The 26,423-nt window shown below is 66.3% G+C and carries 30 protein-coding genes; 10 read left to right on the forward strand and 20 right to left on the reverse strand.

From position 1 onward, the window contains the following. From ABIA65_RS17800 to ABIA65_RS17815, 4 genes are all read right to left on the reverse strand, one after another. On the reverse strand, window positions 1-375 hold the full coding sequence (locus ABIA65_RS17800; RefSeq protein WP_241400267.1) for an NADH-quinone oxidoreductase subunit A: 375 nt from the start codon (window positions 373-375) through the stop codon (window positions 1-3). A gap of 170 nt (window positions 376-545) precedes the next feature. Continuing rightward, window positions 546-968: an Rv3143 family two-component system response regulator gene (locus tag ABIA65_RS17805; protein ID WP_241400241.1), complete on the reverse strand. Its 423-nt coding sequence runs from the start codon at window positions 966-968 to the stop codon at window positions 546-548. Window positions 969-978: 10 nt separating this feature from the next. After that, window positions 979-1,491: a YceI family protein gene (locus tag ABIA65_RS17810; protein WP_354524389.1), complete on the reverse strand. Its 513-nt coding sequence runs from the start codon at window positions 1,489-1,491 to the stop codon at window positions 979-981. Window positions 1,492-1,501: 10 nt separating this feature from the next. After that, on the reverse strand, window positions 1,502-1,867 hold the full coding sequence (locus ABIA65_RS17815) for a nuclear transport factor 2 family protein (protein WP_354524390.1): 366 nt from the start codon (window positions 1,865-1,867) through the stop codon (window positions 1,502-1,504). Window positions 1,868-1,920: 53 nt separating this feature from the next. Here ABIA65_RS17815 and ABIA65_RS17820 point away from each other — a divergent pair, with 53 nt between their 5' ends. Beyond that, window positions 1,921-2,547, forward strand: a complete 627-nt coding sequence (locus ABIA65_RS17820; RefSeq protein WP_354524391.1) for a class I SAM-dependent methyltransferase — start codon at window positions 1,921-1,923, stop codon at window positions 2,545-2,547. Window positions 2,548-2,551: 4 nt separating this feature from the next. On the opposite strand, the gene ABIA65_RS17825 is transcribed toward ABIA65_RS17820, so the two are convergent. Genes ABIA65_RS17825 through ABIA65_RS17860 form a run of 8 tightly spaced genes read right to left on the reverse strand, consistent with a single transcriptional unit; the run spans window position 2,552 to window position 10,183 of the window. Continuing rightward, complete coding sequence (locus tag ABIA65_RS17825) at window positions 2,552-2,899, reverse strand: DUF6285 domain-containing protein (protein WP_354524392.1); 348 nt, start codon at window positions 2,897-2,899, stop codon at window positions 2,552-2,554. Then, on the reverse strand, window positions 2,896-3,873 hold the full coding sequence (locus ABIA65_RS17830; RefSeq protein WP_354524393.1) for a phosphotransferase family protein: 978 nt from the start codon (window positions 3,871-3,873) through the stop codon (window positions 2,896-2,898). Before ABIA65_RS17830 ends, ABIA65_RS17825 begins: the two co-directional genes overlap by 4 nt. Then, complete coding sequence (locus ABIA65_RS17835) at window positions 3,870-5,111, reverse strand: acyl-CoA dehydrogenase family protein (protein WP_241400235.1); 1,242 nt, start codon at window positions 5,109-5,111, stop codon at window positions 3,870-3,872. The genes ABIA65_RS17830 and ABIA65_RS17835 overlap by 4 nt, the downstream gene beginning before the upstream one ends. Window positions 5,112-5,122: 11 nt before the next feature. After that, on the reverse strand, window positions 5,123-5,740 hold the full coding sequence (locus ABIA65_RS17840; protein WP_354524394.1) for a TetR/AcrR family transcriptional regulator: 618 nt from the start codon (window positions 5,738-5,740) through the stop codon (window positions 5,123-5,125). Window positions 5,741-5,746: 6 nt separating this feature from the next. Beyond that, window positions 5,747-6,667, reverse strand: a complete 921-nt coding sequence (locus ABIA65_RS17845; RefSeq protein WP_241400233.1) for a hydroxymethylglutaryl-CoA lyase — start codon at window positions 6,665-6,667, stop codon at window positions 5,747-5,749. A 14-nt stretch (window positions 6,668-6,681) separates the two neighbouring features. Then, window positions 6,682-7,893 carry a CaiB/BaiF CoA transferase family protein gene (locus ABIA65_RS17850; RefSeq protein ID WP_241400232.1) on the reverse strand — a complete coding sequence of 404 codons (1,212 nt, stop codon included), beginning with the start codon at window positions 7,891-7,893 and terminating at the stop codon, window positions 6,682-6,684. After that, a complete protein-coding gene (locus tag ABIA65_RS17855; protein ID WP_354524395.1) occupies window positions 7,890-9,080 on the reverse strand; it encodes an alpha/beta hydrolase family protein in 1,191 nt (396 codons plus the stop codon). The genes ABIA65_RS17850 and ABIA65_RS17855 overlap by 4 nt, the downstream gene beginning before the upstream one ends. Then, the gene (locus ABIA65_RS17860) at window positions 9,080-10,183 is read right to left on the reverse strand and encodes a homogentisate 1,2-dioxygenase (RefSeq protein ID WP_354524396.1); all 1,104 of its coding nucleotides are present in this window, start codon (window positions 10,181-10,183) and stop codon (window positions 9,080-9,082) included. Before ABIA65_RS17860 ends, ABIA65_RS17855 begins: the two co-directional genes overlap by 1 nt. A 540-nt stretch (window positions 10,184-10,723) precedes the next feature. Here ABIA65_RS17860 and ABIA65_RS17865 point away from each other — a divergent pair. Continuing rightward, on the forward strand, window positions 10,724-11,107 hold the full coding sequence (locus ABIA65_RS17865) for a MerR family transcriptional regulator (protein WP_371747131.1): 384 nt from the start codon (window positions 10,724-10,726) through the stop codon (window positions 11,105-11,107). A gap of 21 nt (window positions 11,108-11,128) precedes the next feature. On the opposite strand, the gene ABIA65_RS17870 is transcribed toward ABIA65_RS17865, so the two are convergent. Genes ABIA65_RS17870 through ABIA65_RS17880 form a run of 3 tightly spaced genes read right to left on the reverse strand, consistent with a single transcriptional unit; the run spans window position 11,129 to window position 13,322 of the window. Further along, a complete protein-coding gene (locus ABIA65_RS17870) occupies window positions 11,129-11,518 on the reverse strand; it encodes a nitroreductase/quinone reductase family protein (RefSeq protein WP_502919579.1) in 390 nt (129 codons plus the stop codon). 17 nt (window positions 11,519-11,535) lie between these two features. After that, window positions 11,536-12,693: an acyl-CoA dehydrogenase family protein gene (locus ABIA65_RS17875; RefSeq protein ID WP_241400228.1), complete on the reverse strand. Its 1,158-nt coding sequence runs from the start codon at window positions 12,691-12,693 to the stop codon at window positions 11,536-11,538. Window positions 12,694-12,743: 50 nt separating this feature from the next. After that, window positions 12,744-13,322, reverse strand: coding sequence for a TetR/AcrR family transcriptional regulator (locus ABIA65_RS17880; RefSeq protein WP_354524398.1), 579 nt, complete (start codon window positions 13,320-13,322; stop codon window positions 12,744-12,746). A gap of 283 nt (window positions 13,323-13,605) precedes the next feature. Between ABIA65_RS17880 and ABIA65_RS17885 the strand changes: the two genes are divergently transcribed. Continuing rightward, window positions 13,606-14,586 (forward strand): esterase family protein, encoded by a 981-nt coding sequence (locus ABIA65_RS17885; protein WP_241400226.1) that lies wholly within the window; start codon window positions 13,606-13,608, stop codon window positions 14,584-14,586. Between the two features lie 161 nt (window positions 14,587-14,747). Here ABIA65_RS17885 and ABIA65_RS17890 read toward each other — a convergent pair whose 3' ends face one another. From ABIA65_RS17890 to hisN, 4 genes are all read right to left on the reverse strand, one after another. Further along, window positions 14,748-15,746 (reverse strand): oxidoreductase, encoded by a 999-nt coding sequence (locus ABIA65_RS17890; protein ID WP_241400225.1) that lies wholly within the window; start codon window positions 15,744-15,746, stop codon window positions 14,748-14,750. 36 nt (window positions 15,747-15,782) lie between these two features. Beyond that, window positions 15,783-16,991, reverse strand: coding sequence for an acyl-CoA dehydrogenase family protein (locus ABIA65_RS17895; RefSeq protein ID WP_241400224.1), 1,209 nt, complete (start codon window positions 16,989-16,991; stop codon window positions 15,783-15,785). A gap of 31 nt (window positions 16,992-17,022) precedes the next feature. Continuing rightward, window positions 17,023-18,420 carry an acyl-CoA dehydrogenase family protein gene (locus tag ABIA65_RS17900; protein ID WP_354524399.1) on the reverse strand — a complete coding sequence of 466 codons (1,398 nt, stop codon included), beginning with the start codon at window positions 18,418-18,420 and terminating at the stop codon, window positions 17,023-17,025. Window positions 18,421-18,508: 88 nt separating this feature from the next. Then, complete coding sequence (gene hisN / locus ABIA65_RS17905; RefSeq protein ID WP_354524400.1) at window positions 18,509-19,279, reverse strand: histidinol-phosphatase; 771 nt, start codon at window positions 19,277-19,279, stop codon at window positions 18,509-18,511. Window positions 19,280-19,303: 24 nt separating this feature from the next. On the opposite strand from hisN, the gene ABIA65_RS17910 reads away from it, so the two are divergent. Continuing rightward, window positions 19,304-19,654 (forward strand): hypothetical protein, encoded by a 351-nt coding sequence (locus ABIA65_RS17910; RefSeq protein WP_241400221.1) that lies wholly within the window; start codon window positions 19,304-19,306, stop codon window positions 19,652-19,654. A gap of 447 nt (window positions 19,655-20,101) precedes the next feature. On the opposite strand, the gene ABIA65_RS17915 is transcribed toward ABIA65_RS17910, so the two are convergent. Further along, the gene (locus ABIA65_RS17915; protein WP_354524401.1) at window positions 20,102-21,484 is read right to left on the reverse strand and encodes an FAD-dependent oxidoreductase; all 1,383 of its coding nucleotides are present in this window, start codon (window positions 21,482-21,484) and stop codon (window positions 20,102-20,104) included. A gap of 176 nt (window positions 21,485-21,660) precedes the next feature. Here ABIA65_RS17915 and prfB point away from each other — a divergent pair, with 176 nt between their 5' ends. From prfB to smpB, 6 genes are read left to right on the forward strand one after another with little or no spacing between them, the layout of a single operon-like run. Beyond that, window positions 21,661-22,776 carry a peptide chain release factor 2 gene (prfB, locus tag ABIA65_RS17920; RefSeq protein WP_354524402.1) on the forward strand — a complete coding sequence of 372 codons (1,116 nt, stop codon included), beginning with the start codon at window positions 21,661-21,663 and terminating at the stop codon, window positions 22,774-22,776. Further along, on the forward strand, window positions 22,766-23,755 hold the full coding sequence (locus tag ABIA65_RS17925) for a mechanosensitive ion channel family protein (RefSeq protein ID WP_354524403.1): 990 nt from the start codon (window positions 22,766-22,768) through the stop codon (window positions 23,753-23,755). The genes prfB and ABIA65_RS17925 overlap by 11 nt, the downstream gene beginning before the upstream one ends. Further along, complete coding sequence (locus tag ABIA65_RS17930; protein WP_354524404.1) at window positions 23,752-24,294, forward strand: Rv3103c family proline-rich protein; 543 nt, start codon at window positions 23,752-23,754, stop codon at window positions 24,292-24,294. Before ABIA65_RS17925 ends, ABIA65_RS17930 begins: the two co-directional genes overlap by 4 nt. A 40-nt stretch (window positions 24,295-24,334) precedes the next feature. After that, window positions 24,335-25,024 carry a cell division ATP-binding protein FtsE gene (gene ftsE, locus ABIA65_RS17935; protein ID WP_241405769.1) on the forward strand — a complete coding sequence of 230 codons (690 nt, stop codon included), beginning with the start codon at window positions 24,335-24,337 and terminating at the stop codon, window positions 25,022-25,024. After that, complete coding sequence (ftsX, locus tag ABIA65_RS17940) at window positions 25,025-25,918, forward strand: permease-like cell division protein FtsX (protein ID WP_241400216.1); 894 nt, start codon at window positions 25,025-25,027, stop codon at window positions 25,916-25,918. It begins immediately after the preceding gene. Window position 25,919: 1 nt separating this feature from the next. Next, the gene (gene smpB / locus ABIA65_RS17945) at window positions 25,920-26,420 is read left to right on the forward strand and encodes an SsrA-binding protein SmpB (RefSeq protein ID WP_241400215.1); all 501 of its coding nucleotides are present in this window, start codon (window positions 25,920-25,922) and stop codon (window positions 26,418-26,420) included. The last annotated feature ends 3 nt before the right edge of the window (window positions 26,421-26,423 follow it).

A 26,423-nucleotide genomic window follows, 5' to 3' on the forward strand; every position in this document is an offset into this window, starting at 1 on the left:
TCAATCCCAGCTCAGTCCGCCGCGGCGCCAGACGTAGGCGTACGCGACGAAGACGGTCAGCATGAACAGCAGCATCTCGATGACGGCGAACAGTCCGAGGGAGTCGAAGGACACCGCCCACGGGTAGAGGAAGACGATCTCGATATCGAAGACGATGAACAACATCGCGGTCAGGTAGTACTTCACCGGGAACCGTTGACCGGTGGCCTCGCTGTTGGGCGAACCCGGTTCGATGGGTTCGATACCGCACTCGTAGGCCTCGAGTTTGGCGCGGTTGTAGCGCCTCGGGCCGATGAGGACCGCGATGCCGACCGAGCCGACCGCGAACGCGGCCGCGATGGCACCGAGTACCAGGATGGGTATGTATGAGTTCATACCGCCGTGTCGCTCCCTCGTTGGGCTGTCGATGTGAGCTACGACACAGCTTAGTCTCGTTAACGGATGGCCCGACGCATTTTGGATAGGATCGGAAGTGTCACTGCGGGGCTGGATCCCTCAACGCGACGAACGCGAAGAGTGAACGGCCGCAGAGTGTTTCGTGCTGGTTAATTGACCAGTGTGCGGAGCAGTGCGGCGACCGCCTCACCGAGTCGGATCGGGTCGATCGGATGCGAGACCGCAGCCTCCGCCCGGGACCAGGAAGCCAGCCACGCGTCGTCGGGTCGGCCCGTCAGCAGCAGGATCGGCGGGCAGTCGGCTACCTCGTCCTTGAGCTGTTTGGCCAGTCCCATACCGCCCGCCGGAGCGGCCTCACCGTCGAGGATCGCCAGGTCGATGCCGCCCTCGCCGATCGTGGACACGACCACGGGCGCGGTCGCCACGTCGAGGTACGTCAATTCCGGTAGGTCCGGGTGTACCCGCTTGCCCAGGGCGGAGCGCACCTGGTCACGGGTCCGGGCGTTGTCGCTGTAGACAAGAATCCGGATGCTGCCTGCAGGGTCTGCGGCTGGGTCCACTCCGGAGGGCACGACAACGATGCTACGGCTGCTTGACGAACACCGCGGCCGCTTCGACCTTCGTGATGTCGCCCATCATGCCGATCAGATTCCCGTTCACGCCGAACTCGCTGCGGTCGAGCTCCGCCCGCGCCACCACGCGCAACGCACCGTCGGGGAGTTCCTCGATGTCGACCTGCAGGTCGACTGGCCGCTCGATACCCCTGATGGTCATCCCGGCGTGCAGTTCGACGGTGTTCGTTCTGGTCGCGCCGTCGGCGTGAACCACCACGTCGATGGTCGGGTGTTCGGCCACGTCGAAGAAGTCGGCCGACCGCAGATGCTCGTCGCGCTTGCGAATGCCGGTGCGCACAGATGCCGCGTGTATGCGGAGGCGTCCGTCGACCGCACCGGGTGCCGTTACCCTCCCGGTGCCGTCGACCTCGGTGAACGTGCCCTTGACCTTGGACAGGCCCCACATCGTGGGGCTGCGGAAGGTGACCTCCGACCTCTGCGGGTCCAGCTGCCAGCTACCCGCCCAGTCGCTCATCGCCATGATCCGCTCCTCACCGATTCATCAGGGGGGCCATATCGGCCGGGTCGAAGTACTCGTCGATACGGGTGATCAGGCCGTCGGCTCCCACCTTGATCACGATGCATACCCGCAAATCGATCGATTCACCGTTGGTCCCGTCCGCGTGGAGCAGGTGCTGCTGCACGAATCCGCCGTCAAAGTGCTGGCGGTCGAGAATCTCGTAGCGCCGCGCTGTCGTCACGTTGATGAACCAGCGGATCACCTTGAGCGCCCTGACGCGGTCGTTGTCGGCGGTGCCGCCGCTGTGCCAGACCAGGACGTCGTCGGCCCACATGCCCGCGACCGTCTCGTAGTCGCCGGCCTCGATCGCGCTGAAGAGCTTGACCGCCATGCTCATGTGTTCCCCTCGTTGGTTGACCTCAAGTTTGGTTGAGGAAGCAGACTGGCGTCATGACCACACCAGCAAAGGACAGGTTCAGCGAGGCCTACGAGACACGGACGGCACCCTGGGTCATTGGCGAGCCCCAACCCGCGATCGTCGCGCTCGAACACACCGGCCGGATCAGCGGGAGGATCCTCGACGCCGGCTGTGGCCTCGGCGAGCACACGATCCTGCTGACCGGACTGGGCTACGACGTGCTCGGCATCGACTACGTCGCCAGCGCAGTCGAGCAGGCGCGTGCGAACGCCGCGGCCAAGAACGTCGAGGCGCGTTTCGACGTGGGTGACGCGATGAACCTCCCCGCCGACGGCGGTTACGACACGATCCTGGACAGCGCACTGTTTCACATCTTCGGCGACGACGACCGGGCTCGCTACGTCGCGAGCCTGCACGGCGCGCTCAAGCCGGGCGGTCACGCTCACGTGCTCGCGCTGTCGGATGCGGGACGCGGCTTTGGACCTCGGGTCAGCGAGGCGCAGATTCGCACTGCGTTCGCACACGGCTGGGACTTGGAGGCGCTCGACACCACGACCTATCGCGGTGTCGTCGGCCAGGCCCACACCGAGGCGATAGGGCTTCCCGTCGGCGCACTCGTTGACGAGCCCGCCTGGTTGGCGCGGGCCCGGCGTCTGTGAGTCGTTACTCGTTCTCATATCCGGGGTGAGACACCGCGAGCCGATAGAGCACCAGTTCGCGCAGTGCGGGTGCGACCTCCGCGCTGCGCTCGTCGAGGTCACCACGTCGGATCGCGGCGGCCAGCGCGGCCTCGTCGGGGAAGCCGAGTAGGTCCGGCGTCGCACTGTCGTCGAGCAGTTCGCGCTCGACCGTGCGCAGCACATTGGCGGCGACCCGGGCATGGAAGTTGACGGCTCCGGCGTCGGCGAGCGGACCATCGGGCCCAGTGGCCTGACGGACCTCGCCCTCCAGGAAGTCGGCGACTGCGGCGACCAGCTCGGCGGCGGTGGGCCGGTTGTGCAGTCCCGTCATGACACCTCCAGCAGGGTCAGCAGATCGAACTCGGTCTCGCACACCCGGCGGCCTATCGCGGCGAGTTCGACCGACGGTGTCTGGCCCAAGAGGTGGCGCTGCGCCTGATATCGGCAGATGACGCCCCATCGCAATGTGGACAGCACCATCCACCAGTGCATGGCCGCGCGGTCCAGTGTGCTGCCCGACGCCGCCTCGTAGGCGCGTAGCAGGTTCTCGATGCTGCCGAGACCACCCGCGCCGAGGCTGCGCGGGGCGCCGAATCGCCAGGCCCTGATGCAGAACCACGCGAGATCCTCGTAGACCTCGCCGGAGTGTGTGAGTTCCCAGTCCAGCACCGCCGCGAGCCGGGCGGGTCGGGCATCGGTGTCGATGATGAGGTTGCCCATCCGGAAGTCGCCGTGCACCAGTACCTTCGGGGACGCCGGCGGACGGTTGGCGGCGAGCCAGCGGAAGGCCCATTCGAATGTGGCCGTGGTGTCGCCCATCTCGTCGAGTTGAGCGTGCCACTCCTGGAGCGGGTCGGCGGCAGTCAGGCCGATCCCGTTGGGGTCCGCCCGGTGGATGGCTGCCAGTGCGTCGGCGCACTGCGTGAGCAGGCTGTCGCGGGATGCGTCGTCGATCGCTCGCTGGATCCGTCTGACGATTGTCTCGCCGCCGATGAAGTCGCAGACCAGGAATGGATTACCCAGCGCGGCATCGGAATTGGATGCGACCAGCACGGTCGGTACCGGTGCACCTTCGGCGCCTGCCCTGGTCAGCGCCGCGGCTTCGAGTTCCATACCCGCGTGGAGCTCGTCGGGTGGCCCGATGCGCAGGATCAGCGGACGCGAACCGGAACCCGTCGCTGCGTCGAACGCCCACGTCGCCCGGCTGGCGCCACCCGTGAGCACCCTCAGATTGTCCACCCGGGCCTCACCGAGGGAGGGAGCCAGCACCGCGGCCAGCGTGCGAGCGAGTTCCTCGGGACTCACTTGCGCGAGCCGAACTTGAACATCCGCTGCGCGACACGTCGGATCTGGATCTCCTCGGCTCCCTCGGTGATCCGGTAGCGGCGGTGGTGGCGGTAGATGTGCTCGAACGGCTCATGCCGGCTGTAGCCGAGGCCGCCGTGCACCTGCATGGCCCGGTCGGCGGCCTCGCACACCAGACGGTTGGCGCGGTAATTGGCCATCGACACCTTGTCCGACACCTCCATGTGGTGGTCGCGGTCCAGGTGCCATGCGGCATAGCGGACCAGAAGGCGCACCATCTGCGCCTCGGTCTGCAGTTCCACCAGCGGCCACTGCACGGCCTGGTTCACGGCGAGGGGTTTGCCGAACACCACGCGTTCGGAGGCGTACTGGGCGGCCCGGTCGATGCAGTACTGGGCGGCACCCAGGCTGCTGGCCGCCTGCCGAATCCTGTTCTCATGCAGGAAGGTCTGGCCGACTTCGAGACCGTGATCCACCTCGCCGAGCACGGCGTCAGCCGGCACCCGGACGTCGGAGAGCACGACCTCGGCATGGTCGGTGGGCATGTTGAACGTCCACCAGTAGAACGGCACGGTGAAACCCGGTGAGTCGCAGGGCACCAGGAACGCCGTGATGCCGGTGGCCTGCCCCGCCTCACCCGATGTGCGGGCGAAGACCAGGTCATGGGTGGCGCGGTGCACACCGGTGTTCCAGCGCTTGGTCCCGTTGATCACCCAGCCGTCGCCATCGGCGACGGCGGTGGTCTCCAGCCACGTCGCATCCGAACCGTGGGCGGGTTCGGAGAGCCCGAACGCCATCGATCGTTCGCCGGTGAGCAGCGCTTCGCCCCACTCACGCTTCTGCTCGTCGGTGCCGAACCGGTCCATCATGATGACCTGCGGGAAGTTACCGACGATCGACGACTCGTCCTGCAGGTCGTTGTGCAGGCCGAGCCCCTTGTGCGCCAGGTGCTCCCGGATCACGGCCATGTCGAGGTTGGTGCCATCGCGTCCGCCGAAGCGCGACGGCAGGCCATAGCGCAGCCAGCCCGCCGCGTCGGCGCGACGGCGCATCTCGTCGAGCAGATCCTCCCACGCCCGCTGCGGAATGCCGCCGTTCTCCCAGTCGGTTCGCGCGTACTCCCGGCGCTGGTCGAAGTACTGCATGTGCTCGGCTTCTAGAGGTTTGATCTCCGCCTCGATGAAGGCGTCCATCTCGGCGAGCAGAGCAGGGAGATGTTCGGGCAGAGCGAAATCCACAGTGATTCTCCTTAGAAGCCGTAGAGGGTTTTCTTCCAGATGGTGGAGAGCGTCTTGATGGCGTCGGCGTCGGTGGTCTGAACCCCCAACGTCGGCGCGTCTGACCGGAGGTAGACGGTGGTGAACCGCTCGAAGAGCAACGAGATCGCCAGCGCGGTGTGCTCGGGGTCGAGGTCGGTGCCGTAACCCTGCTCCTGTGCCCGCAGGACAGAGGCGCGCACGATGTCGATGCCGAACCTGCGGAACTCGTTCTGCAGGGCGGAGAACCGCTCCTGAGCGGAGGCGAGCTGATCGACGGCGACCATGATGCCGATGTTCTGCTTGAACATGTTCCAGTAACCCGTCACCACCGAGACGAAGAAGTCGGTGTCCTCGGGGGAGTCCGGCAGATGCACCTGCGAGCCGAGGGGCGCAACGACGTCACGCAGGAAGGACTCGGCCAGCACCGCCAACAGGTCCTCCTTGTCGTCGTAGTACCGGTAGAACGCCGCTGGTGACCTGCCCGCCGCCGACGTGATGTCTGCCAGGGTCGTGCCATGGAAACCGCGTTCGGCGAACAGTTTTCGCGCCGCGAGTTCAATGGCATCACGGGTCTGGCGGCCCTTCGGGGTGAGCGTGTCCGGCGCCACGGTCGGTCAGCCCCTGATACGATCGCCGGCGCGCAGCAGCGCGCTGGGAAGGTCGTGCCCGACGACGCGCTGGGCGACGGCGGCGGCATCGATCGCGGCCACGAGGTCGACGTCGACACCGATCCCGCTGTCACGCAACATGTAGACGAGGTCCTCGGTGGCGATGTTGCCGCTGGCCCCGGGGGCGAACGGACAGCCGCCCAGGCCGCCGACCGAGGAGTCCAGCCGGGTGATCCCGGCCGTGACGGCGGCGTACGCGCTGGCGAGGCCCGCTCCGCGGGTGTTGTGGAAGTGCGCCCCCAGTGGCAGGTCGCCGACGATGGGGCGGATGGTCTCGATCAGCGTGCTCACCCGCCGCGGTGTCGTCGTTCCGATGGTGTCGGCGATGGCGATCCGGTCGGCGCCGATCTCAACCGCGGCGGTGACGATGTCGAGCACGCGCTGCGGATCGGTGGGGCCGTCGAACGGGCAGTCCCATGCCGTCGCGATGATCACCTCGATGGTGGCGTCGTTCTCGTGGGCGATGCGGGTGATGTCGGCGATGAGGTGAGTGGAGTCCGATGTCGACCGTCCGACATTGGCCTGACTGTGGCCGTCGGCGGCCGACACGACGTATTCGATCGATGCGATGCCCGCCGCCACGGCGCGTCCGGCGCCCCCGGGACCGGCGACCAACGCGGAGAACTCGACGTCGTGGGACTGCCGGAAGCGGTCGAGTTCGGCGGCCAGCGCCGCAGCGTCCGCCAGCGCAGGCACCTTCGACGGCGACACGAAGGCCGTCGCCTCGATCTCGCGGACACCGGTGGCGACCACGGCCTCGAGCAGCTCGATCTTGGCCGACAACGGGATCGGGTCCTCGATCTGCAGCCCGTCCCGCAGGCAGACCTCGCGGATCGTCACGTGATCGGGCAGCGGCGGGCCGCTCATTGAACCCAGCGTATTCACAGCACTCCCTCCGCCCGCAACGCATCGAGTTCCTCGGCCGACCTCCCGAGTAGATCGCCGTAGACCTCGTCGTTGTGCTGGCCCGGCCGTGCCGACCCGGCGCGGCGGATGGTGCCCGGTGTCTGCGACAGAACGGGAATCACACCGGGACCCTTCACATTTCGTCCGATGCGTTCGTCCCAGTGATCGGCAATCATGCCGCGGGCCTGCATCTGTGGATCGGTGACGACCTCGGCGACGGTGTTGATGGGTCCACTGATCACACCGGCCTCCGACAGCGTCGAGATGACGTCGGCAGGCTGCCGCTGCGCCGCCCAGTCGCCGATGATCTTGTCCAGCTCGTCCTGGTTGCGGCCGCGCGCGACGTGGTTGGCGAAACGATCGTCGGTGGCGAGTTCGGGCTGGCCCATGGCGCCGCAGAGCCTGCGGAACACGGTGTCCTGGTTGGCGGCGATGACCACCCAGCTGCCGTCGGCGGTTGGGTAGATGTTGGACGGGGCGATGCCCTCGAGCCGGGTGCCGGACGGCCCCCGCACCACGCCGCCGATGTCGTAGTCGGGGATGGTCGACTCCTGCACCGCCAGACAGGCCTCGGTCAGCGCGGCATCGACGATCTGCCCTTCGCCGGTGACGGTGCGCCGGTACAGCGCCGCCAGTGCGCCCTGCGCGGCGAACATGCCAGCCAGGCTGTCGCCCAGGGACAGCGCCAGGCGTGGGGGAGGCCCACCGGGGAAGCCGTTCATGTGGCGCAGCCCGCTGGCTGCCTCGGCCACCGATGCGTAACCCGCCTTGTGCGCGTCCGGCCCGGTCTGCCCGTAACCGGAGACGCGCACCAGGATGATGCCGCGGTTGCGCTCGCGCAGAACGTCATAGCCGAGATTCCACTTCTCCAGGGTGCCCGGCCGGAAGTTCTCCACGATGATGTCGCTGCGCTCAACGAGGTCGAGGAAGAGTTCACGACCCCTGGCCTCACGCAGGTTGAGCGTGACGGCCTTCTTGTTACGGGCGTGCACGGTCCAGAAGAAGTGGTGCCCATCGAGTTCGGCCTGTCCCCACGTCCGCAGCGGGTCGGGCGCACCGGGCGGCTCGATCTTGACCACCTCGGCGCCCATGTCACCCAGGAGCCGGCCGGCGAACGGTCCCGAGATCAGCGTGCCGACCTCGATGACGCGGATGCCGTCCAGCGGACCGGTCACATTCCCACTCATCGGCTCAACCCGTGCCGGTGCAGCCAATCAGTGACGACGCCGACGGCCTGGCGCAGCGTGTCCCGTTGGTCGGGGCCCGCGTAGTAGTGATTCGCGCCGGGGATCTCGTGCATCTCCTTGTCAGGATGCCCTATCGCCTCGAACAGCCGCCGGGTGTGGCTGGGAGTACAGGCGTCATCGGCCAGGTTGCCGATGACCAGTGTGGGCACGGCGATATCGGGGCCCGCCTTGACGGCGTCCCCGTTGGCGTCGTCGTAGCTCCACTGCGACAGCCAGCTGCGCAGCGTGCAGAACCGGGCCAGCCCGACGGGGCTGTTGTTCACCACCTGCGGGTCACCCAGGTAGCAGGTGCCCGGGGCGCGGTCGTTGGGATCCACGGTCGGGTCGAGCCAACGGGGATCGGCCATGGTGCCGTGCACGACGAACGCGAACTCGTCATCGGGCCGCCCCGAGTTCCTGAGTTCGGCCAGTTTGTCCTTGACCCAGGCCGTGATTCGACGGTTTCGCGCGATCTGTGCCGCGTGGTAGCGGTCCAGGAACTCACGCGTGTAGGGCGGCTGGTTGGGGTTGGCTGGGTTGTACAGATCGAGTTCTGGATCTCGTTTTCCCGGGTCGGACTCGTCGAGTATCGACGCGTCCATCCACTCGGTCATGGTGCCGTGACGGCTGATGTGCGCGGCCAGCAACATGATCGCGTCGGCGGGTATCAGCCCCAGCTTCGTCAGGTCGGGGCCGTCACCGGACGGGCTCGCGGTGACGGTGGGGTTCTGCGCCTGCTGCTGGTAGAACACCGACAGCGAGCCGCCGCCGCTCCAGCCGGCCAGTACCACCTTGGAGTAGCCCAAGCGGTTCTTGGCGTCCTTGATGCACTCACCCAGATCCTCGACGACCTTCTCCATGAGCAGGGCGGAGTCGGTGCCGCGGAAGCGGCTGTTGCAGTAGATGACGTGGTGTCCCGCGCGCGCCAGTCCGTTGATCATCGGCAGGTAGGCGCCACCACCGATGGGGTGCATGAACACCAGCACGGTGTCTGACGGCTTGTCCTTCGGTTTCAGCAGGTAGCTCTCCAGCACCACCAGCTCGGCGACCCCGCCGTACACGTCGCGAACACCCGAGGTGTTCTGGTAGGCAACGAGATACGGAATGCGCTCGTAGTCGTGCTTCACCGGCTTCTCTGTCGTGGTCACTAGTGCTGCCCCAGATCGTTGGCCAGAACCTCTTCGGATGGGATGAGTCGACGCCTCGTGTCGATCGCGATCACCGACCAGTCCACTCGGTCGTAGTCGTCGAACTTGCGGCGAGCTCGTTCACGTGCCTTCTCGGGTGCGCCGTGGTGAACCCCCTGTGGCGCATGCGAAACCAGTCCGGGTGGCATCGGGATGCCGTATAGCGAGCCGGAGTGGAAGAACGCGATCTCGTCGTAGTCGACATTGCGGTGGTACCAGGGGGTGCGCTCGGTTCCCGCGACGCCCTCGGCGGGCTTGGGCAGGAAGTTCATGATGTAGACGCCGGTCGCCTCCATGAACAGGTGCACGGTCGGCGGTAGGTGGACACTGTCGGAGGTGATGACGTTGTAGTCGTCGATGTTGAAGGTGAAGGGAAAGTTGTCTCCACGCCACCCCTCGACGTCGAGCGGATGATGTTGGTAGTACAGCGTTGTCGGGCCGCCGTCATGAATCAGCCGGACCTCGTACTCGCCGTCGACCTGCGGACCGACGCCGTCGTCGATGGGCGCGGGATCGGGAATGACGGCCTGCGACGGATCGAACGGAAAGTGCCTGCCCAGGTAGCCGGCCGGCGGGACCCGGAACTCGTCGGTCGCCTGGATCATCAGCCAGGTGCTCTCCTGGTCGGGGATCTGGCGCCATGTGCACGCCTTGGGGATGTAGACCCAGTCGCCCGCGCGGTAGCGCAGGGGGCCGAACTCGGTCTCCAGCAAGCCGGCACCCGTGTGCACGAAGGCCAACACATCACCGTCGACGTAGCGCACGAAGAACGGCATCTCCTGGCTGCGGCGAGACAGCAGCACGAGGCAGTCGGCGTTGGAGAACATCAGCAGCGGACCGCCGTGTGCATCGGTGGCGTCGCCGGGTTTGAGCTCACTGGACAACACGTCGAGCGGGCGCAACGGACCGACCGACCGATAGGCGGTTGGGTCGTTGCGCCGGAACATGTTTGCGGTGCGGCCGGTGAACCCGGCGCGGCCGAGTTCGTCATCCTTCAGGCCGTTGAGGTCCGCATGCAGTCGCCGCGGGGTGTTGCCCTTGCGCAGGTGCACGAACGATTCCATCGTCACTCCTCATGAAGCGGTAACTAAAAGTGACTTTAGTTTTACTTATGTGACGGTGTCAATGGTTTGATCCTGACGTCGCCGTGCCGCCCGGAGGTGTCGGAGCCCAGCACAGAAAATCTCCCTTGGCTGGGGTAGACATTCGGATCTGGGCCAGTTAAGTTATGTCTCGTAACCAAGAGAGTGTGATGGCGCGGGAGATGAACTACCCGCGGAGCGCATGACAAGGTGACGGTCCTCGCGCCCAAGACATGTGGGGCGTTGTCGTCGGACCGTCTGTAGGTGCAGTACACGCAGTACTAGCAAGTGAAGTACCAGCAGTACAAGCAAGTGCAGTACCGGCTAGTGCAGTACAAGTTGGAAGAAGGGAGGAGTCGCATACCTGCTGTATCGCCCGTGATCGTTTGAGTGTGTTGGGTCGATGCAGCACTTTCATCAGCAGAACAGATGGATGGTAGTAATCACTCCTCAGGGCCGGCGGCCCCGGTGCGTTTGTTGCCCCGGGCCGCCGGCCCTTCACTTTTTGAGGGGTGCCGGGGTATTGAAGGTGTTGTGGGAGAAACGAAAGACAGCTCGACTGAAGGTAGCGCCGACGAGAGGTTCGATGACGAGAGCTACCCGGCTTACAGCATGGGTAGCGCCGCTCAGATTCTCGGCACGACGCCAGGATTTCTGAGAAGCCTCGATGAGGCGAAATTGATCACACCGCAACGTTCGGAGGGCGGGCACCGCCGTTACTCCCGTCAGCAACTCAGGATCGCGGCGAGGGTCCGCGAACTGGTGGACCATGGCACGGGCCTCGAGGCGGCGTGTCGCATCGTCGTCTTGGAAGACCAACTCGCGGACGCTCAGGCCGACAACGCTGAGCTTCACCGCACCATCGACGATCGTCGTGCTGACACCAAGGCCGACGAAAACGCCTGAAACTGCCGAGATCGACCTGACCTAGCTGTCGAGGTCGACGCGCACGGTCAGTAGATTCGTCCCGAACGTGCGGACACCGAAGCTGTTGAACTGCGGTAGTTCTCGAAGCCGCGCATGCGGGTCGTCATCGGGCACCAGATGCGCTGTGCCGCTGTGCCACCGACCGCGCAGGCGCACGCGCACACGCGGGTTGGCCGCGATGTTGCGCACGTACTGGGATTGCTCGCCGAACTCCGACACGAACCAGAACTGCTTGTCGATCCGCTTGCCTCCCAGTGGAGTGCGGCGGGGCTCGCCGGACTTGCGGCCGACGGTCTCGAGCAGCGTCTGCGTCGGGATGTGTCGCATCACGGGGTTGGCGATCCGCTTCTGGAAGAACTGGGTCACGGCGGCGCTTGGCATGTCTCCCATTCCACTACGTCCGAGGGTCACACCATCGCCGTTCGCGGAATCTTCATGCCCAGGCTCAGCGCGCCGGCCAGTTCGCGGCTGGTGTCGTAGTCGAACACCACGTGGCCCGAGAGGACGTCAACGTCGCGCTTGAATCGCTGCAGGGGACTGTCCAGGAAGTGCACGCTGGCCCCAGAGGCCTCGAAGAGCATCGCGATCACGGCGCGTGACTCGTGCACGATGTGGGCGGCGGCCATCCGGGCGTCGCCGCGCACCGGCTGGGGCACCTCATCGCCGCTGGCGACGATTGTCTCTATCTGGCCGACGGTGTCATCGAGCAGGCCGTGCAGAGCGCGCAGCCGCACCTTGGCCTCGGCGAGGCGGGCCTGGGCGATGGGCTTGTCCCTCTGCATCACGCCCTCGTAGGCCAGGACGCGCTGCGCGACCCGTTCGGCGTACAGCTCGGTGACACGCTCGGCGCTACCCAACGCGGGCATCGCCGCCAGAAGGGCCAGCGCGGGCACCATGGGCCAGCGGTAGGTCGCCGAGTCGTGCAGGCCCGCACCGGGTGCGGTGCCGCGGTAGATGTCGATGACGCGCACCAGGCGGTGCTCGGGCACGAAGACGTCGTTGATGACCGCGTCGTTGGATCCGGTGGCACACATCCCGTCGGTGTGCCAGACGTCCTCGACGACGATCTCCGAGATGGGCACCAGAGCCATGGCGGGATAGATGCCGGCTGGCTCATCGGGGGCGTCGCACAGGCAGCCCACCATGATCCAGTTGCCGTGCATCACGCCGGTGGCCCATGACCACTTGCCCGTGAGTCGGATGCCGCCATCGACGGGGACGCCGCGGCCCGTCGGGGCCAGGGGAGCGGGGGCCAGGAACGGACGGTCGGAGAACGCCTCCTGCTGAGCCTGCTCGCCGAACAGGGCCAGCATCCAGTTGTGCAGGGCGTAGAAGCCGATCGTCCAGGCGCTGGAGGTGCAGCCGTGCGCCATACGCCGGACGGGATCGAGGATCTCCGGGAAGGCCGCCTGCTCGCCGCCGAACCGCTTGGGGACCAGAAGTTCGGTGAAACCCGATGCGGCCAGATCGGTCAGAGTGTCGTCCGGGAGTCTGCGGATGTCCTCGGCGTGGCGGGCGCGTTCGGCCAGCCGTTCGACGAACTCATCGGTGATGGCGCTGTCCATGCGCCGAAAGTACCATACTTTTTAGTATGGAAGCTGTGAGCGGCTGGCTCTCAGCGCGCGAGCATCAGCTCGACGAATCGCTCGCGGCGAACGGCATCCATCGCGCCGGGCGTCGCCCCGGACAGATGCAGAAAGCCGATTCCGGCCGCGAAGACCACGTTGGCGCGCAGGTCGGCCTCCTCGGCGTCGAAGCCGTACTCCAGGAACGTCCGGCGCACCGCCTCCACGACCCGGCGGTCAGATGAGCGCACGCTGGTCGCGACCGCCTCATCCGACCGTGCCCATTCGCGCATGGCGCGCTCCAGGGTCCAGTGCCGAGGGCTGACCAGCGACGCCATCATCTGGGAGAGCCGGTCGGCGGGTGTGAGGTCATCCATGTCGTCGAACGTGCGCCGATCTTCGTCGCGCAGCTGGCCCCACGACTCGACGAGAGCGGCGCGATAACTGGGCATGCCGTCGAAATGCCAGTAGAAGCTGCCCTTGGTGACTCCGAGACGCGCGCAGAGCCGGTCGATCTTGAGCGCCTTGATCCCGTCCTCGGCGAGAATCACAAAACCCGCCTGGACCCAGTCGTCGATGCTGAGCCGGCTCGCCGCCTTGCTGCCGGAAACGCCGCGAGAAGTCGCCACGAGCAGCAGCCTACGGGTCGAATGTGCACGTCAACTGACGCTCGCGTCACCGAGTGATAGCCGTTACGAATGGGCGGCGCGCACCTTCCCTAACTTTCAGGAGGTACGTCCGACGTGTTTTACTGCCCAGTACAACTGAATTCTTCTGGTCCGCTCTCCCACCACTATGGTTGGGTGGAGCGGGCGCTGCCGCGGGAGTAACAAAAGCGGCGGGGTGCGCGATCAAACCGATCATAGAATGCACGGGTTACCACGTAACCGGGACTGAATGGGAATTTGATAGATGTTCGTTGACAGAATTGGCGGCCGTTGGGCCCGCCGCTTGTTGGTTGCGACCATGGCAGCGCTGGTGCTGCCAGGACTGGTCGGGCTGACGGCAGGCAGCGCGACCGCAGGGGCGTTCTCGCGTCCCGGTCTGCCGGTCGAGTATCTGATGGTGCCGTCGGCCGGTATGGGCCGCGATATCAAGGTGCAGTTCCAGAGCGGTGGCGAGAACTCGCCCGCGGTGTACCTGCTCGATGGCCTCCGTGCCCGTGATGACTTCAATGGCTGGGACATCGAGACCGCCGCGTTCGAGTGGTACGTCGACTCGGGCCTGTCGGTCGTGATGCCCGTCGGTGGTCAGTCGAGCTTCTACGCCGACTGGTACGCCCCGGCGCGCAACAAGGCGGGCCCGCCCGTCACCTACAAGTGGGAGACGTTCCTGACTCAGGAGCTGCCGGCCTACCTGCAGGCAAACCACGCGGTGAAGCCCACCGGCAGCGCGGCGATCGGTCTGTCCATGGCCGGCTCGGCCGCACTGACCCTGGCGATCTGGCACCCGGAGCAGTTCATCTACGCGGGCTCGATGTCCGGCTTCCTCAACCCCTCCGAGGGCTGGTGGCCCTTCCTGATCAACGTCTCCATGGGTGATGCGGGCGGCTTCAAGTCCGAGGACATGTGGGGCAAGACGGAAGACCCGAACAGCGGCTGGAAGCGCAACGACCCGATGGTCAACATGGACCGGCTCGTCGCCAACAACACCCGGATCTGGATCTACTGCGGTAACGGCCAGCCCAACGAGCTGGGCGGCGCTGACGTGCCCGCCAAGTTCCTCGAGGGTCTGACCATCCGCACCAACCGGACCTTCCAGGAGAACTACATCGCCGCGGGCGGCCGCAACGGTGTGTTCAACTTCCCGGCAGCCGGCACGCACACCTGGTCGTACTGGGGACAGCAGCTTCAGCAGATGAAGCCTGACCTCCAGCGCGTCCTGATCGGCTAGTCAGCTCGTAAAACGGCTTAGCTCGTAAAACGGCTTAGCTCGTAAAACGGCTTAGCTCGTAAAACGGCTTAGCTCGTAAAACGGCACCGATGCATGACACCTCCGGGTGTCGGCATCGGTGCCGTTTTCGTTGGCGTGACGCGTCGTTCGGCGTGGGCGGGTCAGAAGCCGCCGGCCACCCGCACGACGGCCCGACCAGAGTGGCGGCCCGCGCGGACGTCATCGATCACCGGAACCACATCCTTGACGTCGACGATGTGGGACACCTCCGCGAGGTGACGTGGCCGCAGCGCGGCGCCAAGTCGGCGCCACAGCTCCCGGCGCGGTTCGATGGGTAGCTGCACCGAGTCGATACCGAGAAGGGCGACACCGCGCAGGATGAACGGCATCACGGTGGTGTTCAGTGCGGGGCCACCGGTCAGGCCGCTGGCGGCCACGGCGCCGCCATAGGAGATCGTGCTCAGCACGTCGGCCAGGGTCGCACCGCCCACGCAGTCCACCGCCGCGGCCCACTTCGTCCGGCCAAGGGGTCGCGGCGTGGCGTCGGGATCCTCGGGCAGGCGCCCGATCACCGCGGACGCGCCGAGCTGCTTCAGATGGTCGGTGGCGTCGGGCTTGCCGGTGGACGCGACGACGGTGTAGCCGGTGGCTGCGAGGAGGTCAATGGCCACCGAGCCGACACCGCCAGTGGCGCCGGTGACCAGGATGGGACCGTCGCCCGGGGTGATACCGCGCGCGATGAGGGCCTGCACGCTCATTGCCGCAGTGAATCCGGCCGTGCCGATCGCCATGGCGTCCTGTGCGCTCAGAGCGCCCAGACGGACCACCTGGTCGGCCGGGACCCGGGCGATCTCGGCGTACCCGCCGTGGCGGCCCGTGCCGATGTCGTAGCCGTGGGCCAGCACCTGATCGCCGGGGGCGAACTCCTGCGACTGGGACTCGATCACCTCACCGGCCAGGTCGATGCCCGGGACGATCGGGTACTCCCGCACCACACCACCCTTGGGCGTGACGGCCAGTGCGTCCTTGAAGTTCACGCTGGAGTACGCCACCCGGATGGTGACGTCGCCCGGGGGTAGGTCGGCGGGCTCCAATGTCTCGACTGCCGTGACGATCTGATCGCCGTCCTGGCGCGCTAGGAGTGCGTGGAAGGAGTTCATTTCACCGACGCTAGCGCGTCGGGCTTGTGAGGTCTCCTACTTCAGTTCGGCCGATGACAGCCCCAGCAGCCGGCGGGCAATCACGAGCTGCTGGATCTGTTGAGTGCCCTCGAAGATGTCGAGGATCTTGCTGTCGCGGGCCCACTTCTCGAGCAGCGTCTCCTCGGAGTAGCCCGCGGTGCCCGCCAGCTCGACGGTCTTCAGCGTGATGTCACTGGCGACGCGGGCGGACTTGGCCTTGCCCATCGACGCCTCCTTGGAGTTCGGAATCCTGTTGTCCGCCTGCCACGCCGACTTCATGGTCAGCAGGTATCCGGCCTCCCAGTCGGCCTCCATTCGCAGGAACTCCGCGGCCGCGGCGTTCTGGGAGTGAGCGGGCTTGTCGTAGGAGATCTCGACGCCTGCGTCGGTCAGGATCTTCCGCAGCTCCTCCAGGGCGGCACGTGCGATGCCGACGGCCATGGCGGCCACGATCGGACGGGTGTTGTCGAACGTCTCCATGACGCCGGCAAAACCCTTGTCCACGTGGATCTCCGGGTCTCCCAGGAGGTTCTCCCTTGGGATGCGGGCATTGTCGAAGCGAATGACGGCGGTGTCGGAGGCCTTGATACCGAGCTTGTGCTCGAGGCGCTCGACCGTGACCCCTGGGTGCTCACGCGGCACGATGAATGACTTGATCGCAGCCCTGCCCTTGGACTTGTCCAACGTGGCCCAGACGACGATGTGGGAGGCGCGCGAACCGGCGGTGACGAAGATCTTCTCGCCGTTGATGACGTACTCGTCACCATCGAGCTTGGCCGTCGTGGACACCGCTGCCGAGTCCGAGCCGAAGCTCGGCTCGGTGATGGCCATCGCGGCCCACACCTTGCCGAGGCGTTCGAGCTGCTCGTCGGTCGCCACGCCGGAGATCGCCGCGTTGCCGAGGCCCTGGTAGGGCACGGACAGCATCAGAGCGACGTCGCCCCAACTGACCTCGATCACGTTGAGCACTGCGGACATGTTGCCGCCGTTGATGTTTCCCTGTGGTCCGTCGGTCGCCCGGAACGCCTCCGCTCCGGCGAACGAGATGGTCTTGGCCTCCGACATGCCCTCGAAGAGGTCGGCCAGCGTGTCCAACTCGACGGGGTAGGCGTGCTCGGCGAGGTCGTACTTACGCGAGATCGGGCGCAGCATCTCGGCGGCTCCGGCGTGGCCCTTGTCGATGACGGCCTGGAGCTTCTTCGGCATTTCCAGATTGATTGCCATGTCGATTATCCGTTCTTCTTCTCACGCACCGTTAGAGGACTACGACGCCCTCGGCGACGCCAAGCACGCGAAGGTCGCGATACCAGCGTTCGACGGGATGTTCCTTTGTGAAGCCGTGGCCACCGAGCAACTGAACGCCATCGAGGCCGATCTGCATGGCCTTGTCGGCACCGAACTTCTTGGCCAGGGCGGCTTCTCGCGCGAACGATAGGCCCTGCTCGGCGCGGGCGGCGCCGCGCCAGGTGATCAGGCGCAGGCCGTCGAGTTCGATCGCGATGTTGGCGCACATGAACGCCACCGACTGGCGGTGGGCCACCGGCTCACCGAAGGCTTCGCGCTCCTTGACGTAGGGCACCACGTAGTCGAGTACGGCGTGCGATGTGCCGACCGCCAGTGCGGCCCAGCCCAGGCGGGCCAGCGCGATCGCCTCGGAGTAGTCGGAGTCGGATGCGTCGTCCTCGCCGAGGCGGTTGTGCAGCGGCACGGCGACGTTGTCGAGTTCGATCCGGCCCAGCGCTGCGGCGCGCACGCCCATGCTCGGGTCGGCCTTGACGGTCAGGCCCTGCGAGGCGGACTCGACGATGAAAAGGGTTGGCTTACCGTTGAGTTGGGCTCCGATGATGAAGATCTCGGCGTCGGCGGCGGCGGGCACCAGCGACTTCACGCCCGACAAGCGGTAACCGCTGGGGGTGCGCACAGCGGTGGTCTTCAGCGCGGTGGGATCGAACAGTGCATGCGGCTCGGCGATGGCCACGCACGCTTGCGGGACGTCCTCGCCCGAGAACTCCTTCAGGTAGGTGGCCTGCTGATTGGCGCTGCCCCAGTGCGTCAGCGCCGACGCCACACCGCCCGGAGCGAGAATCGGCAGCGCCAGACCCATATCGCCGTAGGCGAGCGCCTCGGCCACCAGCGCGTTGGTCACCGTGCTGCGGTGTTCGGCGATGCCGTCGAATTCCTCCGGGACGTGGAACGCCGTGATGCCGAGTTCGGCGGCCTTGACGATCAGGTCCGTCGGGTAGGTGGCGGCCTCGTCGGCGTCGTGGGCCGCTGGCCGCAGGATCTCGGCCGCGAAATCGTCGACGGTCTCGACGATCATCTTCTGATCGTCGTCGGGGGTGAGGTCGAAGTAGTCGGCGCCACTGGGCCGCAGCCGGGTCGCCGGCTTGCCAAGGCCCTGTACCCGCTTGAACTGCCGGGTCGAGGCGCCCACTGCGGAGAAGCTGGTCTTCACGCCGAAGCGCAGGCCACGGTTCAGCGGCGCGCGCAGGTTGTAGCGGTCCAGGAAGCTAAGGCCCAACAGGGGTGTGAGTAGCGCCAGCCCGATGTCGGTCGGCGTCCTCTTGTGCTGGCGGACGCCGACGGCGCTCTCCGGACCGGAGCGGCGCGGCCGCTGCTTGGTGCCGGACTTGGACGGCAGGGTGTTGGTCATGTCGCAGCCTCGCGTCGTTGGGGCAGTGCAATATGACCCTATCTTACTCCGGAGTAAGATAAGTGGACTGTTAGGCAGCTCACATGGGTTACAGGCGCCCCAGCACCTGCTCGTGCAGAAGGCCGTTGGTGGCCACCGCACTGCCGCCGTGCGGTCCGGGTGCGCCGTCGAGATTGGTGAACGTGCCGCCCGCCTCGCGGATCAGGATGTCCAGCGGGGCAAGGTCCCACAGCTTCACCTCGGGCTCCGCGACGATGTCGACCGCGCCCTCGGCGAGTAGGCAGTACGACCAGAAGTCGCCGTACCCGCGCACCCGCCACGCGGCGTCGGCGAGGTCGAGGAAGCGCGCCCGCCGATCGCCCCAGCCGATCAGGTCCGAGTAGGACAGGCTTGCGGACTCGATGTCGGCGACGGCGGACACCGAGATCTGACGGGTGGTGCCGCGGAACGACGTGAACGCGCCCTGGCCCGCGCCGGCCCACCACCGGCGGTGCAGCGCGGGCGCGCTCACCACGCCGACAGTGGGGACACCGTCCTCGAGCAGCGCGATGAGCGTCGACCAGACGGGAACTCCGCGGACGAAGTTCTTGGTGCCGTCGATCGGGTCGAGCACCCACTGCCGGCCCTCGAAGACCGCGGTGCCGCCGTACTCCTCGCCGAACAGCGCATCCCCGGGCCGACTCGCGGTGAGCAGTTCGCGCAGTGTCTCCTCGGCCGACCGGTCGGCGTCTGTGACCGGCGTCAGATCGGGTTTGGTCTCGATCCGCAGGTCTTGGGCGCCGAAGCGATCCAGGGTCAGGGTGTCGGCCTTGTCGGCCAATCGCAGTGCCAGTTCGACGTCATCCGCAACGGTGCTCATGGCAAGCAGTCCTACCATGGCGGTGTGTTGGAATTTATGGCGCTGGTGATCCTGGTCGGTGTGATCGCGATGATTGTGATTCCCCGGATCCGGAAGGGGGGACCCCGCGGTGAGGTCGCGCACGGCACGCTGCTGGTCACGGGCGTGAGTCCTCGACCCGACGCCGAGGGGGAGCAGTTCGTCACGATCAGTGGCGTGATCAACGGCCCAACCGTCACCGAGCACGTCGTCTACCAACGGATGGCCGTCGACGTCGGTAGCTGGCCCACCATGGGCCAGTTGATCCCGGTGGTCTACTCACCGAAGAACCCGGACAACTGGAGCTTCGCGCCGCCCGAGCCGATCGAGCCGCCCCCGCCGCCCCCGTCGTACTAGGCGGCGTACTAGGCGGCGTGGCCGAAATCGCCGATGTCGAAGGCGAAGTTGATCTCGGTCTCGCTGAGTATGAGGCGGTAGGTCCGGTAGTGGCGGCGCCTTGGAGGTATAGGTCGAGCCGGTGGGTGTGACGAGATGCACTGTGTGACAACCCGAGTGGTCAAACCTGCCAGTCGCCCGCCAACCGGCGGCCTCCTTGGCGTCGTTGCAGGCCGCACAACGTCCTGCGTCCGTTGACGGCGTTGGTGCACCCTCCGTGCGCGGCAGGCTCGGCGTGGTCGTGATGGCGGATCGGCGCATCGCGGCGCCGAGAGCATCGATGAGATATCGCAGAAGTACCTGGGTGTTCCGTATCCCGGTTTCACTGGCCGGCCGGAGACCCGGGTTCTGGTCACGATCGCCGCCGACAAGGCCACCCCACCGGTGAGCGACTGACCGCCCCTGCCGTCAGCGGTGGCCGACTCGCAGCATGTCGGCGATGTTGGTCAGCTTCACCCGCGGCCGCCCGAGCTTCTCGCCGGCCGCCTTCTCGTGGTCGTCGATCAGCTTCCAGTGATCGTCGGTGACGAGTTTGGGCTGGCGCTCCAGAAGCCACGCAGCGAGGGCCTCGGAGTGGTCGGCCGCGAAGTCGGCCACCTCGCCCGCCGCGAGGTCGGCGACGAGAGTGTCGACGGTCTCCTGGGAGTCCTTCTTGTTGCTGCCGATGACGCCCGAAGGGCCGCGCTTGATCCAGCCCACCACGTAGGCGTTGCGGGCCCCCTCGACGTGGCCCATGGAGTGGGGGATGGTGCCCGACCGCTCGTCGAATGGAATCCCCGGTGTCGGCACGCCGCGGTACCCGACCGCGCGCACCACCAACTGGGCGGGCAACTCCTCGCGCACGCCGGTGTCCTTGGCGACCACGCGGTCCCCGTCGTCGACGAGTTCGTTGGTGCCCAGCACGATCGACTCGACTCGACCGTCACCCTTGAGTTCGATCGGCGATGTCGCGAAGCGGAAGATGATGCGCCGCTTGGCGCCCCGCGGCTCCTTCGCGGCGTACCCGCGCAGCACCTTGATGTTCTGCTTGACGGCCTTCGGCGCGGCCTCGAGGTCCTCGTCGGAGATGTCGGCGAAGTCCGCGGGGTCGACGATGACGTCCACATCCGCCATCGCCTCGAGGTCACCGAGTTCACGCAGTTCCAGCGTCGTGAACGGGGCCTGCAGCGGGCCACGCCGCCCGACCACCACGACCTCTTCGACGCCGCGCGCGTGCAGCGCGTTCAGTGCGTGGTCGGCGATGTCGGTTGTGGCCAGCAGGTCGGGGTCGCTGACCAGGATGCGCGCCACGTCGAGCGCGACGTTGCCGTTGCCGATCACCACGGCCCGCCCGCAGGACAGGTCGGGCAGCATCTCCTCGAAGTGGGGGTGTGCGTTGTACCAGCCGACGAAGTCGACGGCGGCGACGCTGCCGACCAAATCCTCGCCGGGAATGCTCAGCGGCCGGTCCGACTGCGCGCCGATGGCGTAGATCACCGCGTCGTAGCGTTCGGCCAACTCGTCGGCCTGCACGTGCTTGCCGACCTCGATGTTGCCGAAGAAGCGGAAGCGTGGGTCCGTCGATGTCTTGGCGAACTGCGCGCTGATGGTCTTGATCTTCGGGTGGTCGGGCGCCACGCCGGACCGCACGAGCCCCCACGGCGTCGGCAGCATGTCGAGCATGTCGATGCGGACGTCGCGCCGGTTCGCGTCGTCGGTGCCGTCCGAGGCGTCGGCAAACTTCAACAGCGAGGCGGCGGCGAAGTAGCCCGAAGGACCGGAACCGACGATCGCGACGTGATAGGGGCGCATTCTTCAGCTTTCTTTCAAGCACTGTCCCGGGCGTGCAAGGGGCTGTCGCATCGCCGATGGGCTGGTCACACAGGCATGCTAGCCCCGGAAATGGCCGCCATGTCCTGGGGGAAGTAGGAACATGTAGTGGGGGAAGTGGGAAGTGATCGGTGAAGCGGTGGGTACGCTGATTTCCCGTGGATCCCGACCAGCAAGCCGACATAGCAGCCCTTGACACCACCCTGACGACGGTGGAGCGGGTGCTGGACGTAGACGGTCTGCGCACGCGCATCGCGGGTCTCGAGCAGGATGCCTCCGATCCCAAGCTGTGGGACGACCAGACGCGGGCCCAGAAGGTCACCAGCGAGCTGTCCCACGCCCAGGGTGAGCTGCGCCGCGTGGAGGCGTTGCGGCAACGGGTCGACGACCTCCCGGTGCTGTATGAGATGGCCGCGGAGGAGGAGGGGCAGGACGCCGAGACCGCTACGGCCGAAGCCGATGCCGAACTCGTGAAGCTCCGCGAGGACATCGAGGCCATGGAGGTCCGCACGCTGCTGTCCGGTGAGTACGACGAGCGCGAGGCCGTTGTGACGATCCGCTCGGGCGCGGGCGGGGTGGACGCCGCCGACTGGGCCGAGATGTTGATGCGGATGTACATCCGCTGGGCTGAGAAGCACGACTACGGCGTCGAGGTCTTCGATACGTCCTATGCCGAGGAGGCCGGCATCAAGAGCGCCACGTTCGCGGTGCACGCGCCCTACGCCTACGGCACGTTGTCGGTGGAGCAGGGCACCCATCGCCTGGTGCGGATCAGCCCATTCGACAACCAGGGTCGACGGCAGACGTCGTTCGCCGAGGTCGAGGTGCTTCCCGTGGTCGAGACAACCGATCACATCGAGATTCCCGAAGGCGATCTGCGCGTGGACGTCTACCGGTCCAGCGGTCCCGGAGGGCAGTCGGTCAACACCACCGACTCCGCGGTTCGACTCACCCACATTCCCACCGGGATCGTCGTGACCTGTCAGAACGAGAAGTCGCAGTTGCAGAACAAGGTGTCCGCCATGCGGGTTCTGCAGGCGAAGTTGCTGGAGCGCAAGCGTTTGGAGGAGCGCGCCGAGATGGATGCGCTCAAGAGTGATTCCGGCAGCTCATGGGGCAACCAGATGCGGTCATACGTGTTGCACCCGTATCAGATGGTCAAGGACCTGCGTAACGAATACGAGGTCGGCAATCCGGCCGCGGTACTCGACGGAGACATCGACGGATTCCTGGAGGCGGGAATTCGTTGGCGCAATAGGAAAGATGACGACTAGTAGCGTCCAAGCGGTGAGCTACCACGCCATCGGGTGGGCCCAGGGCTGGCACGACTTCTGGCGCGGCGACATCGGCGAGTGGATCATCACGCGCGGTCTGCGGATCGTGATGCTGATCATCGCCGCGGTGCTGATGGCTCGCTTCATCACCTGGGCGGCCCGAAAGATCACCCGCCGCATCGACGCCGAGTACCTCGAGAGCGACCAGCTGGTGCGCACCGAGAGTGCCAAGCACCGCCAGGCGGTCGCATCGGTGATCTCCTGGGTGTCGATCGCGGTGCTGTTCGTGGTCGTGATCGTCGAGATCACCGACATCATCGCCATCCCGGTGGGATCGCTGGTCGCGCCGGCGGCCGTGCTCGGTGCCGCGCTCGGTTTCGGTGCGCAACGCATCGTGCAGGACCTGCTGGCCGGTTTCTTCATCATCACCGAGAAGCAGTACGGATTCGGTGACCTGGTGTCGCTGACCGTCACGGGCATCGCCACGCCTGCGGAGGGGACCGTCGAGGACGTGACGCTGCGCGTGACCAAGCTGCGCTCCAGCGAGGGCGAGGTGTTCACCCTTCCCAACGGCCAGATCGTCAAGACCGTCAACCTGTCCAAGGACTGGGCGCGCGCCGTTGTGGACATCCCAGTGCCGACGAGCGCGGATCTGAACAAGGTCAACGAGGTGCTGCACGGGGTGTGCAGTACCGCGATGGACGACAAGCTGATGGCCCCGCTGCTGCTTGATGCGCCCCAGCTGATGGGCGTCGAGAGCATCGAACTCGACACCGTCAACCTGCGTATGGTCGCGCGCACCCTGCCCGGCAAGCAGTTCGAGGTGGGCCGACGGCTGCGCATGCTCGTCGTGCGTGCGCTGGGCCGCGCGGGTATCGCCAGCCCCGCCACGTCTTCGCCCACGGTGGGGGCCATCGTGCACCCGTCGACCGCGGGCGGCGCGGAGGAGGAGACCCAGGGTCCGGTGAGCAGCCGATGAAACTGACCGATCGGAGTTGGTGGAAGTCGCTGCGTACGCGCGAGCCGGGACACGGCTGGCCCGATTACCTGCTCTGGGGCCGGGTCAGGACGTCGACGGTCGCGTTGATCATCGCGTTCTTCGCCGTCAACTGGCTGTATCAGACCTATCGGCCGCCGCCCCCGGCTCCCGTGGAGCAGCCCGCGCAGGTGGTGCCACCGGGCTTCATGCCCGACCCGGAGTACACCTGGGTGCCCCGTACCAACGTCCAGGAGCGGCCACGGACGACGACACCGACAACCACGACGACGACCACCACCACGGAGCCCAGCCCGACTGACACGCCGTCACCCACGACGCCCACGACACCCGTGCCGCCGACGGACGAGGTGCCGACGACCGTCGTCGACCCAGACGGTCCTGGGCCCCTGCCGCCGAGCACGGTGACGACGACGATGCCCCCGGCGCCGGGCTTCACGCTGCCGACGCTGCCGCCGCTGCCGCCACCCTTCGGACCGGGGCCCGCACCAGCGCCCACCGCTCCGGCGCCACCGCGGTAACGGGGTATGGGCGCGTGCACCGCTACACTGGCGTGCCGTGATGATCACCCTCGACCACGTGAGCAAGCAGTACAAGTCCTCGGCCCGTCCGGCCCTGGACAATGTATCGCTCAAGATCGACAAAGGTGAGTTCGTCTTCCTCATTGGCCCGTCCGGATCGGGCAAGTCGACGTTCATGCGGCTGCTGTTAGCTGAGGAGCATCCGTCCTCGGGTGACATCCAGGTCTCGAAGTTTCACGTCAACAAGTTGGCGAACCGGCACATCCCGAGCCTGCGGCAGGTTTTGGGCTGCGTGTTCCAGGACTTCCGCCTGCTGCAGCAGAAGACGGTGTTCGAGAACGTCGCGTTCGCGCTCGAGGTGATCGGCAAGCGTGCCGACGTCATCAACCGGGTCGTGCCGGACGTGCTCGAGATGGTCGGCCTGTCGGGAAAGTCCAACCGGCTGCCAACCGAGCTCTCCGGCGGTGAGCAGCAGCGCGTGGCCATCGCCCGCGCGTTCGTCAACCGTCCGCTGGTGCTGCTGGCCGATGAACCGACCGGCAACCTGGACCCGGACACCAGCAAGGACATCATGGATCTGCTCGAGCGGATCAACCGCACGGGGACGACGGTCCTGATGGCAACCCATGACCATCACATCGTCGACTCGATGCGCCAGCGGGTCATCGAACTCGAGCTGGGACGGCTGATCCGCGACGAACAACGCGGTGTCTACGGAATGGATCGCTAAGTGCGCTTCGGCTTTCTCATCAACGAGGTCTTCACCGGACTTCGTCGCAACGTCACGATGACGGTCGCCATGATTTTGACGACCGCCATCTCGATCGGGCTGCTCGGCGGTGGTCTGCTAGTGGTCCGGCTCGCCGACAGCTCCCGCACCATCTACCTGGACCGAGTGGAGAGTCAGGTCTTCCTGACCAACGACGTCTCGGCCAACGATCCGACGTGCGACGCGGACCCCTGCAAGAGCCTGCGCGCGCAGATCGAGGATCGCGACGATGTCCGGTCGGTGCGCTTCCTGAACCGCGACGAGGCCTACGCCGACGCGATCAAGAAGTTCCCGCAGTACAAGGACGTCGCGGGCAAGGACGCGTTTCCGGCGTCGTTCATCGTCAAGCTGGATAACCCCGAACAGCACAAGGCCTTCGACGAGGCCATGGTCGGTCAACCGGGCGTGCTCAACGTGCTGAACCAGAAGGACCTGATAGACCGATTGTTCGCTGTCCTGGACGGCCTGAGCGCCGTCGCGTTCGCGGTGGCGCTGGTACAGGCGATCGGTGCGATCCTGTTGATAGCCAACATGGTTCAAGTCGCGGCGTACACCCGCCGCACCGAAGTCGGCATCATGCGACTCGTCGGCGCCAGTCGGTGGTACACCCAGCTGCCGTTCCTGGTGGAGGCGATGCTGGCCGCGCTCATCGGCGTGGTGATATCGATTATCGGGTTGATAGTGGTGCGTGCGTTCTTCCTCGAGAAGGCGCTGAACCAGTTCTATCAAGCGAACCTGATCGCCAGAATCGACTATGCGGACATCCTCTTCATATCGCCGTTCCTGCTGTTCGTCGGTGTGGCCATGGCCGGCGTGACCGGGTACGTCACGTTGCGCCTGTACGTGCGGCGTTAGCGTGGTCAACAAGAAGAAGGTCGACGAGCAGACGCGGCGCAACAACCAGGTTGTCGCGACCAATCGCAAGGCGCGGCACAACTACACGATCCTGGAGACCTACGAGGCCGGCGTCGCTCTCATGGGCACCGAGGTGAAGAGCCTGCGTGACGGTCAGGCCTCGCTGGCCGACGCCTTCGCCACGGTCGACGACGGTGAGATCTGGCTGCGCAACCTGCACATCCCGGAGTATCACCACGGCAGCTGGACCAATCACGCGCCGCGCCGTAATCGCAAACTGCTGTTGCACCGCAGCGAGATCGACAACCTGATCGGCAAGATCCGCGACGGCAACCTCACCCTGGTGCCCCTGAAGCTGTACTTCACCGACGGCAAGGTCAAGGTCGAACTCGCGCTGGCGCGCGGCAAGCAGGCGCACGACAAGCGTCAGGACATCGCCACGCGAGACGCCAATCGGGAAGTGACACGGGAGCTGGGCCGCCGGATCAAGGGCATGCACTGAGCG

The sequence above is a fragment of the Mycolicibacterium sp. 624 genome (assembly GCF_040548615.1).
Lineage (GTDB): Bacteria > Actinomycetota > Actinomycetes > Mycobacteriales > Mycobacteriaceae > Mycobacterium.

Coding starts and splice junctions, on each gene's coding strand:
- ABIA65_RS17800 (WP_241400267.1), bottom strand. CDS start 375: ATGAACTCATACATACCCATCCTGGTACTCGGTGCCATCGCGGCCGCG.
- ABIA65_RS17810 (WP_354524389.1), bottom strand. CDS start 1,491: ATGGCGATGAGCGACTGGGCGGGTAGCTGGCAGCTGGACCCGCAGAGG.
- ABIA65_RS17815 (WP_354524390.1), bottom strand. CDS start 1,867: ATGAGCATGGCGGTCAAGCTCTTCAGCGCGATCGAGGCCGGCGACTAC.
- ABIA65_RS17820 (WP_354524391.1), top strand. CDS start 1,921: ATGACCACACCAGCAAAGGACAGGTTCAGCGAGGCCTACGAGACACGG.
- ABIA65_RS17825 (WP_354524392.1), bottom strand. CDS start 2,899: ATGACGGGACTGCACAACCGGCCCACCGCCGCCGAGCTGGTCGCCGCA.
- ABIA65_RS17845 (WP_241400233.1), bottom strand. CDS start 6,667: ATGAGCGGCCCGCCGCTGCCCGATCACGTGACGATCCGCGAGGTCTGC.
- ABIA65_RS17850 (WP_241400232.1), bottom strand. CDS start 7,893: ATGAGTGGGAATGTGACCGGTCCGCTGGACGGCATCCGCGTCATCGAG.
- ABIA65_RS17860 (WP_354524396.1), bottom strand. CDS start 10,183: ATGGAATCGTTCGTGCACCTGCGCAAGGGCAACACCCCGCGGCGACTG.
- ABIA65_RS17870 (WP_502919579.1), bottom strand. CDS start 11,518: ATGGGAGACATGCCAAGCGCCGCCGTGACCCAGTTCTTCCAGAAGCGG.
- ABIA65_RS17875 (WP_241400228.1), bottom strand. CDS start 12,693: ATGGACAGCGCCATCACCGATGAGTTCGTCGAACGGCTGGCCGAACGC.
- ABIA65_RS17885 (WP_241400226.1), top strand. CDS start 13,606: ATGTTCGTTGACAGAATTGGCGGCCGTTGGGCCCGCCGCTTGTTGGTT.
- ABIA65_RS17890 (WP_241400225.1), bottom strand. CDS start 15,746: ATGAACTCCTTCCACGCACTCCTAGCGCGCCAGGACGGCGATCAGATC.
- ABIA65_RS17895 (WP_241400224.1), bottom strand. CDS start 16,991: ATGGCAATCAATCTGGAAATGCCGAAGAAGCTCCAGGCCGTCATCGAC.
- ABIA65_RS17900 (WP_354524399.1), bottom strand. CDS start 18,420: ATGACCAACACCCTGCCGTCCAAGTCCGGCACCAAGCAGCGGCCGCGC.
- hisN (WP_354524400.1), bottom strand. CDS start 19,279: ATGAGCACCGTTGCGGATGACGTCGAACTGGCACTGCGATTGGCCGAC.
- ABIA65_RS17915 (WP_354524401.1), bottom strand. CDS start 21,484: ATGCGCCCCTATCACGTCGCGATCGTCGGTTCCGGTCCTTCGGGCTAC.
- ABIA65_RS17925 (WP_354524403.1), top strand. CDS start 22,766: ATGACGACTAGTAGCGTCCAAGCGGTGAGCTACCACGCCATCGGGTGG.
- ABIA65_RS17930 (WP_354524404.1), top strand. CDS start 23,752: ATGAAACTGACCGATCGGAGTTGGTGGAAGTCGCTGCGTACGCGCGAG.
- ftsE (WP_241405769.1), top strand. CDS start 24,335: ATGATCACCCTCGACCACGTGAGCAAGCAGTACAAGTCCTCGGCCCGT.